A 13,863-nucleotide genomic window follows, 5' to 3' on the forward strand; every position below is an offset into this window, starting at 1 on the left:
TTGACATGGCGCCACCGCGGACATGGCGCCACCGCGGACTTGGCGCCACCGCCGCGGGTGACGGAACGGCCCCGGCCCCCCGCGCGGTGTGCACGGGGGGCCGGGGCCGTTCGGCCTGAGCGGGTCAGAGCGAGAAGATCTCCTCCAGCAGACCCTGCTGCTCGGCGGCGTGGCGCTTGGCCGAGCCGACCGCGGGGGCCGAGGAGGCGTTGCGGGCGACGCGGCGCAGGCGCGAGCCGTTGGCGCTGCGGCCGATGACGACCTGGAGGTGGTCGACCAGGTTCATGGCGATGAACGGCCAGGCACCCTGGTTGGCCGGCTCCTCCTGCGCCCAGACGAACTGGACGTTGTCGCCGTACTTGGCCAGCTCCTCCTGGAGCTCGGCCACCGGCAGCGGGTAGAGCCGCTCGACCCGGACGATCGCGGTGTCGGTGACCCCGCGCTCGGTACGGGCCGCCTCGACGTCGTAGTAGAACTTGCCCGCCGTGATGACCACCTTGCGGACGTTCGCCGGGTCGACGGTGCTGTCACCGATGACCGGGCGGAACGAGCCGGAGGTGAACTCCTCGGTGGCACTCGCCGCGGCCTTCAGACGCAGCATCGACTTCGGGGTGAAGACGACCAGCGGCTTGTGGTGCGGGTTGTGCGCCTGCCAGCGCAGCAGGTGGAAGTAGTTCGACGGCAGGGTCGGCATGGCGACCGTCATGTTGTTCTGCGCGCACAGCTGCAGGAAGCGCTCCGGGCGGGCGGACGAGTGGTCCGGGCCCTGGCCCTCGTAGCCGTGCGGCAGCAGCAGGGTGACGCCGGAGTGCTGGCCCCACTTCTGCTCGGCGGAGGCGATGTACTCGTCCACCATGGTCTGCGCGCCGTTGACGAAGTCGCCGAACTGCGCCTCCCACATGACCAGCGCGTTCGGGCGGGTCAGCGAGTAGCCGTACTCGAAGCCCATCGCCGCGTACTCGGACAGCAGGCTGTCGTACACGGTGTAGCGGGCCTGGTCCTCGGTCAGGTACAGCAGCGGGGTGTAGTCCTCGCCGGAGACCCGGTCGATCAGCACCGCGTGGCGCTGGCCGAAGGTGCCGCGGCGGCTGTCCTGGCCGGCCAGTCGGACGGGGTGGCCCTCCATCAGCAGCGAGCCGATGGCGAGCGTCTCGCCCATGGCCCAGTCGATGGTGTTGTCCTCGACCGAGCCGGCGCGGCGCTGCAGCTGCGGCAGCAGGCGCGGGTGGACGGTCAGCCAGTCCGGCAGGTTGACCTGGGAGGCGGCGATCCGCTTGACCATCTCCTGGGAGATGCCGGTCTGGATGTTGACCGGGAAGTCGGCCTGCGGCTTGCCGTTGGCGGCCGGGGCCGGCGTCTGGGCGGCGTCGCGGACCTCGGCGAAGACCTTCTCCAGCTGGCCCTGGAAGTCCTGGAGCGCCTGCTCCGCCTCTTCCATGGTGATGTCGCCGCGACCGATCAGGCCCTCGGTGTACAGCTTGCGCACCGAGCGCTTCTTGTCGATCAGGTCGTACATCAGCGGCTGGGTGAACGACGGGTTGTCGGCCTCGTTGTGACCGCGGCGGCGGTAGCAGATGAGGTCGATCACGACGTCCTTGTGGAACGCCTGGCGGAACTCGAAGGCGAGCCGCGCGACGCGGACCACGGCCTCCGGGTCGTCGCCGTTCACGTGGAAGATCGGGGCCTCGATCATCCGGGCCACGTCGGTGCAGTACATCGACGAGCGGCTGCTCGCGGGCGCGGCGGTGAAGCCGACCTGGTTGTTCACCACGACGTGCACGGTGCCGCCGGTGCGGTAGCCCCGCAGCTGCGACATGTTCAGGGTCTCCGCGACGACGCCCTGGCCGGCGAAGGCCGCGTCGCCGTGGATCTGGATCGGCAGCACCGGGAAGGTGGTGCCGCCCTGGTCCAGGATGTCCTGCTTGGCGCGGGCGATGCCCTCGACGACCGGGTCCACGGCCTCCAGGTGGGAGGGGTTCGCGGCGAGCGAGACCTTGATGGTCTCGCCGTCCAGGCCGGTGAAGGTGCCCTCGGAGCCGAGGTGGTACTTCACGTCGCCGGAGCCGTGCATCGACTTCGGGTCGAGGTTGCCCTCGAACTCGCCGAAGATCTTGCCGTACGGCTTGCCGACGATGTTGGCCAGCACGTTGAGGCGGCCGCGGTGGGCCATGCCGATGACGGCCTCGTCCAGGCGGTGCTCGGCCGCCGAGTCGATGGTCGCGTCCAGCAGCGGGATGAGGGACTCGCCGCCCTCCAGCGAGAAGCGCTTCTGCCCGACGTACTTGGTCTGCAGGAAGGTCTCGAAGGCCTCCGCCGAGTTCAGCCGGCGCAGGATGCGCAGCTGCTCCTCGCGCTCGGGCTTGGTGTACGGCTTCTCCAGGCGCTCCTGCAGCCACTTGCGCTGCTTCGGGTCCTGGATGTGCATGTACTCGATGCCGACCGTGCGGCAGTACGTGTTGCGCAGCAGGCCGAGGATGTCGCGCAGCTTCATCATCCGCTGGCCGCCGAAGCCGCCGACCGCGAACTCGCGCTCCAGGTCCCACAGGGTGAGGCCGTGGGTGGTGACGTCCAGGTCGGGGTGCTTGCGCTGCTTGTACTCCAGCGGGTCGGTGTCGGCCATGAGGTGGCCGCGGACCCGGTAGGAGTGGATCAGCTCGATGACGCGGGCGGTCTTGTTGACCTCGTCGTCGTGCGTGGTGGCGACGTCGGTGGCCCAGCGGACCGGCTCGTACGGGATCCGCAGCGACTCGAAGATCTCGTCGTAGAAGCCGTTCTCGCCGAGCAGCAGCCGGTGGATCTCGCGCAGGAACTCGCCGGACGCCGCGCCCTGGATGACGCGGTGGTCGTAGGTCGAGGTCAGCGTCATGATCTTGGAGACACCGAGCCGGGACAGCGTCTCCGGGGCGGAGCCCTGGAACTCGGCCGGGTACTCCATGGCGCCGACGCCGACGATGGTGCCCTGGTTCTGCATCAGGCGCGGCACGGAGTGCACGGTGCCGATGCCGCCGGGGTTGGTCAGCGAGACCGTGACGCCGGTGAAGTCGTCCATGGTCAGCTTGTTGGCGCGGGCCCGGCGGACGATGTCCTCGTAGGCCTGCCAGAAGCCGAAGAAGTCGAGGGTCTCGGCCTTCTTGATCGCCGCGACCACGAGCTGGCGGTCGCCGTTGGGCTTCACCAGGTCGATGGCCAGGCCCAGGTTCACGTGCTCGGGCTTGACCAGGTACGACTTGCCGTCCTTCACCTGGTAGCTGTGGTTCATGCCCGGCGAGGCCTTGATGGCCTGGACCAGGGCGTAGCCGATCAGGTGGGTGAAGGAGACCTTGCCGCCGCGGGCGCGCTGCAGGTGGTTGTTGATGACGATGCGGTTGTCGATCAACAGCTTGGCCGGCACGGCGCGCACGGAGGTCGCCGTCGGCACCTCCAGCGAGGCGTCCATGTTGGTCGCCACCGCCTTCGACGGGCCGCGGAGCTGGACCAGCTCGGGGCCGGTCTCGGCGGGCGCGGCCGGCGCTGCGGCGGCGGCCTTCGGGGCCGGGGGCGCGGCAGGGGCTGCGGCGAGGGGCGCGGGCGCCGGGGCCGCAGGGGCCGGCGCGGGCGCGGCCGGTGCGGCGGGGGCGGGCGCGGCCGGAGCAGCAGCGGCGGGCGCGGGGGCGGCAACGGGGGTCGGCGTGGGGCCGACCTGGGTCGCGGCCTGGGTCACTGGGGTCACCTCGGTACCGGGCTTGTAGTCGGCGAAAAAGTCCCACCAGGCTCGGTCGACCGAGTTCGGGTCCTGGAGGTACTGCTGGTAGATCTCGTCGACGAGCCACTCATTGGGGCCGAAGCCAGTGGAGCTTGCCGAGCTGTTGGGGGTTTCTTGGGACTGTGGCGACACGGCGGCAACCGCCCTCTTCCGCTTCCTTTTGGGATGTTTGGACAGCGGGGATTAAGGCTACGCCCCTGACCAGTGATCGCGCAGTCCCCAGAGCTCAGGCGTCGCCCAGATCACAGTCCTGACCTGCAGTTTGGCTGAAAATGTGCGTTAGAAAGCCGCATGGGAGGGGAATCGATCGCCCCTGATCGGCCCCCATATCGGTACGAATCCGGACATAGCGATCATCCAAGATCCGTATACCACTGTGTCGCTTCTGTGACATGGGGGCGAACGCCGATCGACCCGGTCCGGGCGCCCGCCCGGCGGCGGCTCACCGCGGGCCGGGCAGCCGCACCTCGATCCGGCAGCCGCGCGGGGCCTCGGCCACCTCGATCCGTCCGCCGTGCAGGTCCACCGCCCAGCGGGCGATGGCCAGCCCCAGCCCGGTGCCGCCGTCGGAGCCGGGCCCCTGGGCGGTGGCGGTGCCGCTGCGGCTGAACCGCTCGAAGACCCGGCCGCGGTCCGCCGGCGGGATGCCCGGACCCTCGTCCTCGACCTCCAGCAGCAGGTCGCCGGGCCCGTCGCCGGGCCGCGCGCGGACCGTCACGGTGCCGCCGGGAGGGGAGTGCTTGCAGGCGTTGTCGACCAGGTTGGCGACCACCTGGTGCAGCCGCTCCGGGTCCGCCACGGCGGTCAGGCCGGTCGGGCTGACCTCCAGTGCCAGCCGGACGTCGCCGCGCCGGGAGAACGCCCCACCGGCCGTCGCGCCGTCCACGGTGACCCCGCGCAGCACGCCGTCCAGGAACTCGCGCACCTCGAAGGCGCGGGTGTCCAGGGCGACCACGCCGTCGTGGATCTTGGACAGGTCGAGCAGGTGGGTGACCAGCCGGCCGAGCCGCTCGGTCTGCTCCAGGGCGGCACCCAGGGTCGCCGGGTTCGGCTGGACCACGCCGTCGACGACGTTCTCCAGCACGGCGCGCAGCGCGGCGATGGGCGTGCGCAGCTCGTGCGAGACGTTGGCGACCAGCTCGCGGCGGTGGCGGTCGGCGGCTTCGAGGTCGGCCGCCATCTGGTTGAAGGTGGTCGCCAGTTCGCCGATCTCGTCGCGCGAGCTCACCTCGACCCGGCGGCTGTAGTCGCCGGAGGCCATCGCGCGGGCGGCGGCGGTCATGTCGCGCAGCGGGGCGGTCAGCCCGTGCGCGAGGAACTGCATGAAGAGCAGTGAGGCGATCATGGAGAAGACCATGATGATCCGGATCTGGGTCTCCGAGCGGATCGCGACGACCACCATGCCGGTGGCCAGGAAGACCGAGACGATCACCAGGAGGGCGAGTTTGCCCTTGATGGACCGGACCGGGTCGAGCGGCCGGATGTCGGCCCAGACCCGGCGGGCGGCGCGGGCGGCCAGTGTGGGCGGCCGCGTTCCGGCGGCGTCCCCGTTGCGTTGCTGTGGAAAGGTCATGGGTCCCTTGTGGTCCCCCGCGGTGGTCCGAGCGGTGGTTCGGGACACGGGCCCCCCGGAGGCCCGGTGCCCGAGGCGCCGCTAGGAGAGCGGGGCCTCCAGCGCGTAGCCGACGCCGTGCACGGTGCGGATCCAGCTGGCGCCGATCTTCCGGCGCAGCGCCTTGACGTGGCTGTCGACGGTGCGGGTGCCGGACGCGTCCGTCCAGTCCCAGACCTCGGCCAGCAGCTGTTCGCGGGTGAGTACCGCGCGCGGCTGGGCGGCCAGGCAGGCGAGCAGGTCGAACTCGGTCGGCGTCAGGTGGACGTCGCCCGAGGCCAGCCGGACCCGGCGCTGCACGTGGTCGATCTCCAGTTCGCCGAAGCGCAGGCTGCCGAGTGCCGGCGTCCTGGCCGCCTGCTGGGCGCGCTCGACGCGGCGCAGCAGGACGTTGACCCGGGCCGCCAGCTCGCGCATGGAGAAGGGCTTGGTCATGTAGTCGTCGGCTCCGACGCCGAGGCCGACCAGCAGGTCCGTCTCGTCGTCGCGCGCGGTCAGCATCAGTACCGGCACCGGTCGCTGGGCCTGGATCCGGCGGCACACCTCTAGGCCGTCGAAGCCGGGCAGCATGATGTCGAGGACCACCAGGTCAGGCTGCCAGGTGTGGAAGCCGTCGACGGCGCCCGGGCCGTCGTGGGCCACGGCGACCTTGAAGCCCTCCGCGCCCAGTCGGGCCGCGATCGACTCCGCGATCGTCGGCTCGTCCTCCACCACCAGCACTCTGCGCTGGCTGCTCACCGTGCCGCCGCTGTTGTTGTTGTCCTGCTGAATATCTGTCACGGTCACGCCACCGCCCCCAGGGCTGCGGGCCGGCCACCTGTGGGGATGGCGGGGCTCCGCTCGTAGTCTTGTTCCGTCGTGGACTGTGCCGGGTCCGCCGTCCCGTTCGTCGCGTGTGCGGATCAGGGGGACGGGTGTGGACCGCCCACCCCTCCCGCACACTTCGCAGCGTACGGACAACGGGTGCTTCCCGGCAGGTGGACCGGACATTTCCGGCCCGTGGAGCGGCTGTCCGGCCGCCCTCGGACCCACTCGCAAGTGGGCACGGGGCGATACCTTACCCGGCGATTTTTCACTCCGTAACGGTACGTATGCAGTTGATTTGACGCCGAGCCGCCGGTCAGGGCCGCTACTCGTGCGTAAACGGAGTGCAGGTCCGTACCAATGGCGAGCCCGGGTCGGACACCGTTTTCACGGGGTATTCCCAGCTGGCTCCCAGGACCGCGACGTACCGTGGCCACGACAAGTCGCGGGGGTGGGATTTTCGGCGCGCGCCGGTACGTTGGGCATCGGACGGGGTCCGGTGGCTGCGGGGTCTGGAGCGGAGACGGCATGGCGGAGCTGCGCAAGGGTGCGGTGCGGGCCGGGTCGTGTCCCGGGCGGCCGGACGGGCCCTCCGCGGGGCCGCCGTACGGCATGCTGCGCCACGGTCTGCGGGCCGGCGTCGCCGACTGGGTGCTGGCCCGGGTGCCGACGCCCCGGCGCAACCCCTTCGCGCTCGGCTACCTCGCGGTGGTCGGAGCCACCACCACCTTCGCCAAGCTCGCCGACCCGGACCTGGTGCTGCGCCTCCAGGAGGCGTCCAGCTCGGACGGGCACAACCTGCTCTACCACCCCGTGCGCGCGCTGCTGTTCAGCGGCTTCTGGGTCGCCGGTCCGGTCTGGATGCCGTACCTGTGGGCCTTCGCCTTCACCGTCGCGCCGCTGGAGCGCCGGGTCGGGGCGGCCCGGGCGGCCGCGGTGTTCGCGATCGGGCACGTCACGGCCACCGTGCTGTCCCAGGCGGTGGTGCTGGCCGCGGTGGCGACCGGGCGGATGGAGTCCGCGGCGCTGGACCACCTGGACATCGGCGTCAGCTACGGCGTGCTGGCGAGCCTCGGCGCGCTGGCCGGGCTGCTCCCGCCGCGCGGTCGGCTGCTGGCGCTCGCCGGGGCCGGGGCGCTGATCGCCGACCAGATCCTCACCGACCGGGACCTCGTCACCGGGGTCGGCCACCCGGTGGCGCTGCTGGCCGGGGTGGCGCTCTGGCGCTGGCTGCGCCGCGGCCCGGGCCGGCGGCTGCCGCTGCGGCGCTCCGGGGCGGCGGCCGGCGCCCAGACGGCGGCCGCCCGGGCGCCGGGCTCCGGCGCCGCCGTCCTCGACCGCGCGTAGCGCCGGTCCCGCCCTTCCCGCCGCGCGGTCGTCCGGGTGCGTTTTGACGGGCCCCGGCAGCTCCCGCCCTGTTCGCTCACGGCGAACTGATCCCCGGGAACATCCGGCGCCCGCCAAACCTTAGTCAGGTCAGCTCAACTTCGCTGACTGGGGAGAGATCATGGCATCGACGTCCACACCGCTCACCCTGCCCGTGCTGCCGCTCGACGACGAGGTCGTGCTCCCGGGCATGGTCGTCCCGCTGGACCTCAAGGACACCGAGGTACGCGCCGCCGTCGAGGCCGCGCGGGCCGCGGCCACCGGTACCGCGAAGCCCCAGGTGCTGCTGGTGCCACGGGTGGACGGCTCGTACGCGGCGGTCGGCACCCTCGCCACCGTCGAACAGGTCGGCCGGCTGGCCGACGGGGAGCCGGCCGCACTGGTCCGGGCCGTGCGCCGGGCCCGGATCGGCGTCGGCACCACCGGGCCCGGCGCCGCGCTCTGGGTGGAGACCACGCCGTTCCGGGAGTCCTCGCTCGACACTCCGGTGACGGGCCGCGCCGCCGAGCTGGTCAGGGAGTACAAGGCGCTCTCCACCCAGTGGCTGCGCAAGCGCGGCGCCTGGCAGATCGTCGACCGGGTGGCCCAGATCGAGGGCGTCGGCGAGCTGGCCGACAACATCGGCTACGCACCCTTCGCCACCGCCGAGCAGAAGCTCAAGGTGCTGCTGGAGGCGGACCAGACGGCCCGTCTGGAGTACGCGCTGACGCTGCTGCGCGACCACCTCGCCGAGGAGGAGGTCAACGACACCATCCGCAAGGACGTCGAGGAGGGCGTCGCCAAGCAGCAGAAGGAGTTCCTGCTCCGCCGCCAGCTGGAGGCCGTCCGCAAGGAGCTGGCCGAGCTGAACGGCGACCCGGCCGACGAGGAGGGCGACTACCGCGCCCGGGTCGAGGCCGCGGACCTGCCCGAGAAGGTCCGCGAGGCCGCCCTCAAGGAGGTCGACAAGCTGGAGCGCTCCTCCGACCAGTCGCCCGAGGGCTCCTGGATCCGCACCTGGCTGGACACCGTCCTGGAGCTCCCGTGGAGCGAGCGCACCGAGGACGCCTACGACATCGTCGGCGCCCGCGCGGTGCTGGACGCGGACCACGCCGGTCTCGCCGACGTCAAGGACCGCATCGTCGAGTACCTCGCGGTGCGCAAGCGCCGGGCCGACCAGGGGTTCGACCCGGTGGGCGGCGACGGGGAGGGGCGGCGCGAGGCGCTCGCCCGCAAGGGCGGCGGGCGGCGGGCGGGCGGCGCGGTGCTGGCGCTGGTCGGCCCGCCCGGCGTCGGCAAGACCTCGCTCGGCGAGTCGGTGGCCCGCGCCATGGGCCGCAAGTTCGTCCGGGTCGCGCTCGGCGGCGTCCGGGACGAGGCGGAGATCCGCGGCCACCGGCGCACCTACGTCGGAGCGCTGCCCGGCCGCCTGGTGCGGGCCATCAAGGAGGCCGGCTCGATGAACCCGGTCGTGCTGCTGGACGAGATCGACAAGGTCGGCTCCGACTACCGGGGCGATCCGGCGGCCGCGCTGCTGGAGGTGCTGGACCCGGCGCAGAACCACACCTTCCGCGACCACTACCTGGAGGTCGAGCTGGACCTCTCCGACGTGGTCTTCCTCGCCACCGCCAATGTGCTGGAGGCCATCCCCGAGCCGCTGCTCGACCGGATGGAGCTGGTCCGGCTGGACGGCTACACCGAGGACGAGAAGGTCGTCATCGCCCGGGACCACCTGCTCCCGCGCCAGCTGGAGCGGGCGGGCCTGCGCGGCGAGGAGGTCGCGGTCGACGAGGCGGCGCTGCGCCGGCTGGCCGGCGAGTACACCCGCGAGGCGGGCGTCCGGAACCTCGAACGCTCGATCGCCCGGGTGCTGCGCAAGGTCGCCGCGCAGAGCGAGCTGGGTGAGCGGAAGCTGCCCGCCGCGATCGGCGCCGACGAGCTGCGGGCCCTGATCGGCCGGCCGCACCACGTCCCGGAGGCCGCCCAGGAGCCGGCCGAGCGGCGCACCGCCGTCCCCGGGGTGGCCACCGGCCTCGCGGTGACCGGCGCCGGCGGCGACGTCCTCTACATCGAGGCCTCGCTCGCCGACGCCGAGACCGGCGGCACCGGGCTCACCCTGACCGGACAGCTGGGGGACGTCATGAAGGAGTCCGCGCACATCGCGCTCTCCTTCCTGCGCTCGCGCGGCGCCGAGCTGGAGCTGCCGGTCACCTCGCTGCGGGACCGGGGCGTGCACCTGCACGTCCCCGCCGGGGCCGTCCCCAAGGACGGGCCGAGCGCCGGCATCACCATGACGACCGCGCTGGCCTCGCTGCTCTCCGGCCGCCGGGTGCGCACCGACGTGGCGATGACGGGCGAGGTCTCGCTGACCGGGCGGGTGCTGCCGATCGGCGGGGTGAAGCAGAAGCTGCTCGCCGCCGACCGGGCCGGGGTCGGCACGGTGATCATCCCCAAGCGCAACGAGGCCGACCTGGACGACGTCCCGGCCGAGGTGCTGGAGCGGCTCACCGTCCACCCGGTCGCGGACGTCCGGGAGGTGCTGAAGCTGGCCCTGGAGCCGGCCGAGGTGCTGGTCTCCGTCTGACGGTGGCTCACCGGGCGGCCCGGCGGGGGGAGATGCCCCGCCGGGCCGCCGCCCGCTCCCTGAGACGGTCTTGTGAGACACCCCGTCAGTGCGCCACGCTGGCGGGGTGAATCGCCATGCGTACCTGAGCCGTCGACTCGACGTCGACCTGGCGTACGCATGCTCCGCGATCTGTCGCCGCGCCGTCTGACCAGTGCGATGGTCCGCCCGGTAAGCCGCCAGGACGTTCGAGCCGGGTGGAACGCACCGCCGTGCGCGGTCCGCCGTTTCCACTCACCCGATGGGACATCTCCATGCGCTTCGCGCTGCCCATGCGCGCCGCCGTGCTCGCGGCCGCCGCCCTCCTGCTGGCGGCAGCCGCCCCGGCCCACGCCGAACCGGCCTTCGGCCCGCTGCCGCCGCACAACCCGTACGCGGGCCCCGACGGCACCGCCACCATGCACGGCGACACCGGCTCCTCGGACGCCACCCCGCTGCCCGGACCGAAGGCCGGACCGCTCGACTCCGACCGGGTGGCCCTGCAGTCCGCCTGCCCGACGGTGCTGGTCGGCTCCGACGGCCTCCCCGTCGCGCTCTGCACCACGATCTTCGGGCTCACCCCGACCGTCCACCTGCTCGACCCCGCCGACGGCGGCTCGATCACCGAGCTGCCGATCGCCAAGGGCTCGCTGCTCGGCGGCGTCTACGCCTACCTGGACAACGAGAACCGCCTGGTGGCCGTCGACGGGGACCGGAACCTGCTGCGGATCGGCCACCACCGCACCGCCTCCGGCGCCTGGACGCTGACCGTCGACAGCCGGCTGTCGCTGGCCGGCGCGGTGCCCGCCGGCGACGCCGTCACCGGGGTGTCGCCCGACTGGCAGGGCCGGGTCTGGTTCGCCACCGGCGGCGGGGTGGTCGGCACCGCCGACGACCGCACCGGCGCCGTCCGCTCGCTCACCCTGCCCGCCGGGGAGAAGGTCGCCAACTCGATCTCCACCGCCCCGGCCGGTACCGCCGTCGCCACCACCCACGCCACCTACCTGCTCACCGCAGCCGCCGACGGCACCCCGCAGGTCGCCTGGCGCCAGGCCTACGACCGCGGGCCCGGCCGCAAGCCCGGCCAGCTCAGCTGGGGCACCGGCTCCACCCCGACCTTCTTCGGCCCGCGCACCGGCACCGACTACCTCACCATCGTCGACAACGCCGCCCCGACCGTGAACCTGCTGGTCTACCGGACCTCCGACGGTTCGCCGGTCTGCTCGGTGCCGGTGCTCCGGGCCGGCGGCAGCGGCAGCGAGAACTCCCCGGTGGCCGTCGGCAACACCGTCCTGGTCGCCTCCACCTACGGCTACCCGTACCCGAAGCTGCCCGAGGACGCGGGCCCCAGCGTGCCCTCCTCCGGCGCCTTCCAGGGCGGGCTCAGCCGGGTCGACGTGCGCGCCGACGGCTCCGGCTGCGACCTGGCCTGGGACAACCGGGTGCGCTCGGCGGCCGTCCCCCGGCTCTCCACCGCCGACGGGCTGATCCACACCGTGCTGCGCAACCCCGTCATCCCCGGCACCCAGGCCACCTCGGTGCTCGACCCCTATTACTACGCGGAGGTCGACCCGGGCAGCGGGGCGGTCGTGCGCACCAAGTACACCGGCGCCGGCTTCGTCTTCGACACGCTCCAGATGGTCGGCTCGATCGCCCCCGGCGGCGTGGTCTACCAGGGCACCACCACCGGGGTGCTGCGGATCGCCGCGCAGTAGGCCGGGTCCGGCCGGCCGCGCCGATCGAGAGCGGACGCGATCGGACGCGACCGGCCGGGCGGGAGCGGGGCGGCCCGCGCCGGACGGGAGGGGCGGTGGACCTCGTGCGAGACTGCGAGGATGCCGTCCCCCACTCAGCGAGCTCTGGCCAGGGTGCCGGCCGGGCTGCGCCCGTTCCTGGTCAAGCACCGCAGGCTGGTGAAGTTCCTGCTGGTCGGGGGCACCTGCTTCGCGCTGACCACGGTGATCAACTTCTCGCTGAAGTTCACCGTGCTGCAGCACAAGCCGGTGGTGGCGCTCACCATCGCGACCGTGGTCGCCACCGCCGTCTCCTACGTGCTGAACCGCCAGTGGTCCTTCCGGGCGAACGGGCGCCAGCGCGAGGTGCTGCTGTTCCTGCTGGTCAGCGTGGTGGCGATCGGGGTCAACGACATCCCGCTGATCCTCTCGCGCTACGTCCTGGACCTGCGTGAGCCCCAGGTGGGCGCGTTCACCCAGGAGGTCGCCGACTTCCTCAGCGGGATGGTCGTCGGCACCTTCATCGCGATGCTGTTCCGCTACTGGGCGATGCAGCGCTGGGTCTTCCGCCCCCGCGCCGACCCGCTCGCCACCCGGGTGGAGCAGCCCGCGCGGGCCCGCTAGGGCTTGTCCGCTCCCGACCGGTCGGCCGGTCCGCGCCCGCCGGGAGCGGGCGGCGAAACGCGGTTACGCTGCAAGCAGCCGGGCCCATCGGGACGTGCGGGAGCGGGGTGAAGGCGATGCGCGAGACGGAGCGGGCTCCGGCCGGGCCCGCCAGCCAGCGGGGCATGCGCCGGTCCAACCTGGCCCTGGTCCTCGGGGTGATCGCGCGCTCCCCGCGCTCCCGGGCCGAGGTGGCCGCGGACACCGGACTCACCAGGGCGGCCGTCTCCTCGCTCGCCGAGCAGCTGATCGGCGCCGGCCTGGTGGTCGAGGAGGGTCCGGCCGCCCCGAGCGGCAAGGTCGGCCGGCCCGGGACCGCGCTGGGCCTCAACCCACAGGGGCCGGGCGGCCTCGGCGCCGAGATCGGGGTCGAGCACCTGGGCGCCTGCGTGGTCGACCTGCGCGGCGAGGTCCGGGCCTGGCGCCGGCAGGAGATCCGCAACCGGGACCGGCGGCCGGCCGCCGTGATGGCCGACCTGGCCGAGCTGCTGCGCCGGGCCGCCGTCGACGCCGGCCTGCGCCCGGCCGGGCTGACGCTGGCCGTGCCCGGGCTGGTCGGGACGGGTGGCGGGGTGCTCCAGCGGGCCGCCAACCTGGGCTGGCTGGACGTGCCGGTCGCCGCCGAGCTGCGGCTCGCGCTGCGGGCGGCCGGCGCGGAGCAGTTGGCCGAGCTGCCGATGGACGCCGACAACGAGGCCAATCTGGGCGGGCTCGCCGAGCTCTGGCTGGGCGGCGCGCCGGACGACTTCCTGCACGTCTCCGCCGAGGCCGGCGTCGGCTCGGCGATCGTGGTCGGCGGCCGGCTGCTGCGCGGGGCGCGCGGCTACGCGGGCGAGCTGGGGCACGTGCCGATCCGCCCGGACGGGCCGCTCTGCGCCTGCGGGGCGTACGGCTGCCTGGAGCAGTACGCGGGGGAGACGGCGGTGATGCGGGCGGCCGGCCTCGACGGCGTGCGGGGCGACTGGGTGGCGCTGCTCGCCGAGCGGGCCGCGGCCGGGGACGAGGAGGTGCGGGAGGCGCTGGCCGGGGCCGGCTCCGCGCTGGGCACCGCCTCGGCCGGGGCGGTCAATCTGCTCGACCCGGCCGAGGTGGTGCTGGGGGGCGGCTACGCCCAGCTGGCGCCCTGGCTGCTGCCCGCGATGCGGGCCGAGCTGGCGGCCCGGGTGACCGTCCGGCCCTGGTCGGAGGACCGGCTGACGGTCTCCCGGCTGGGCCGCCGCGGACCGCTGCTGGGGGCGGCGGTCGGGGTGGTGCGGGCGATCGTCGCCGACCCGGGCCGCCTGGAGGAGGGCTGAGGCCCTGCGCCCTGAACCCCGAGCGCCCTGAGGCCTGCGCGCCTGAA

At 73.3% G+C, this 13,863-nt stretch carries 8 protein-coding genes; 5 read left to right on the forward strand and 3 right to left on the reverse strand.

Features of this window, described 5'->3' with window-relative positions:
* Nucleotides 1-124: 124 nt before the first annotated feature.
* From ACFVVX_RS14210 to ACFVVX_RS14220, 3 genes are all read right to left on the reverse strand, one after another.
* Complete coding sequence (locus ACFVVX_RS14210; RefSeq protein WP_387945092.1) at nucleotides 125-3,874, reverse strand: multifunctional oxoglutarate decarboxylase/oxoglutarate dehydrogenase thiamine pyrophosphate-binding subunit/dihydrolipoyllysine-residue succinyltransferase subunit; 3,750 nt, start codon at nucleotides 3,872-3,874, stop codon at nucleotides 125-127.
* Nucleotides 3,875-4,184: 310 nt separating this feature from the next.
* Nucleotides 4,185-5,315: a sensor histidine kinase gene (locus ACFVVX_RS14215; RefSeq protein ID WP_387945094.1), complete on the reverse strand. Its 1,131-nt coding sequence runs from the start codon at nucleotides 5,313-5,315 to the stop codon at nucleotides 4,185-4,187.
* A gap of 81 nt (nucleotides 5,316-5,396) precedes the next feature.
* Nucleotides 5,397-6,134 (reverse strand): response regulator transcription factor, encoded by a 738-nt coding sequence (locus tag ACFVVX_RS14220; RefSeq protein ID WP_387945096.1) that lies wholly within the window; start codon nucleotides 6,132-6,134, stop codon nucleotides 5,397-5,399.
* A gap of 552 nt (nucleotides 6,135-6,686) precedes the next feature.
* Between ACFVVX_RS14220 and ACFVVX_RS14225 the strand changes: the two genes are divergently transcribed.
* The 5 genes from ACFVVX_RS14225 (at nucleotide 6,687) to ACFVVX_RS14245 (ending at nucleotide 13,816) form a co-directional block, all read left to right on the forward strand.
* Complete coding sequence (locus tag ACFVVX_RS14225; protein ID WP_387945098.1) at nucleotides 6,687-7,505, forward strand: rhomboid-like protein; 819 nt, start codon at nucleotides 6,687-6,689, stop codon at nucleotides 7,503-7,505.
* A gap of 160 nt (nucleotides 7,506-7,665) precedes the next feature.
* Nucleotides 7,666-10,107: an endopeptidase La gene (lon, locus tag ACFVVX_RS14230; protein ID WP_387945100.1), complete on the forward strand. Its 2,442-nt coding sequence runs from the start codon at nucleotides 7,666-7,668 to the stop codon at nucleotides 10,105-10,107.
* A 293-nt stretch (nucleotides 10,108-10,400) separates the two neighbouring features.
* Complete coding sequence (locus ACFVVX_RS14235; RefSeq protein WP_387945388.1) at nucleotides 10,401-11,840, forward strand: hypothetical protein; 1,440 nt, start codon at nucleotides 10,401-10,403, stop codon at nucleotides 11,838-11,840.
* Between the two features lie 120 nt (nucleotides 11,841-11,960).
* Nucleotides 11,961-12,482 carry a GtrA family protein gene (locus ACFVVX_RS14240; protein WP_387945102.1) on the forward strand — a complete coding sequence of 174 codons (522 nt, stop codon included), beginning with the start codon at nucleotides 11,961-11,963 and terminating at the stop codon, nucleotides 12,480-12,482.
* Between the two features lie 116 nt (nucleotides 12,483-12,598).
* Complete coding sequence (locus ACFVVX_RS14245; protein ID WP_387945104.1) at nucleotides 12,599-13,816, forward strand: ROK family protein; 1,218 nt, start codon at nucleotides 12,599-12,601, stop codon at nucleotides 13,814-13,816.
* Nucleotides 13,817-13,863 lie beyond the last annotated feature (47 nt).

The sequence above is a fragment of the Kitasatospora sp. NPDC058170 genome, from assembly GCF_042883905.1.
Taxonomy (GTDB): domain Bacteria; phylum Actinomycetota; class Actinomycetes; order Streptomycetales; family Streptomycetaceae; genus Kitasatospora.

What these genes read in the sequence shown, in the direction of transcription:
- ACFVVX_RS14225 (WP_387945098.1), top strand. Translation starts at nt 6,687, where the DNA reads ATGGCGGAGCTGCGCAAGGGTGCGGTGCGGGCCGGGTCGTGTCCCGGG.
- ACFVVX_RS14245 (WP_387945104.1), top strand. Translation starts at nt 12,599, where the DNA reads ATGCGCGAGACGGAGCGGGCTCCGGCCGGGCCCGCCAGCCAGCGGGGC.
- ACFVVX_RS14235 (WP_387945388.1), top strand. Translation starts at nt 10,401, where the DNA reads ATGCGCTTCGCGCTGCCCATGCGCGCCGCCGTGCTCGCGGCCGCCGCC.
- lon (WP_387945100.1), top strand. Translation starts at nt 7,666, where the DNA reads ATGGCATCGACGTCCACACCGCTCACCCTGCCCGTGCTGCCGCTCGAC.
- ACFVVX_RS14240 (WP_387945102.1), top strand. Translation starts at nt 11,961, where the DNA reads ATGCCGTCCCCCACTCAGCGAGCTCTGGCCAGGGTGCCGGCCGGGCTG.
- ACFVVX_RS14215 (WP_387945094.1), bottom strand. Translation starts at nt 5,315, where the DNA reads ATGACCTTTCCACAGCAACGCAACGGGGACGCCGCCGGAACGCGGCCG.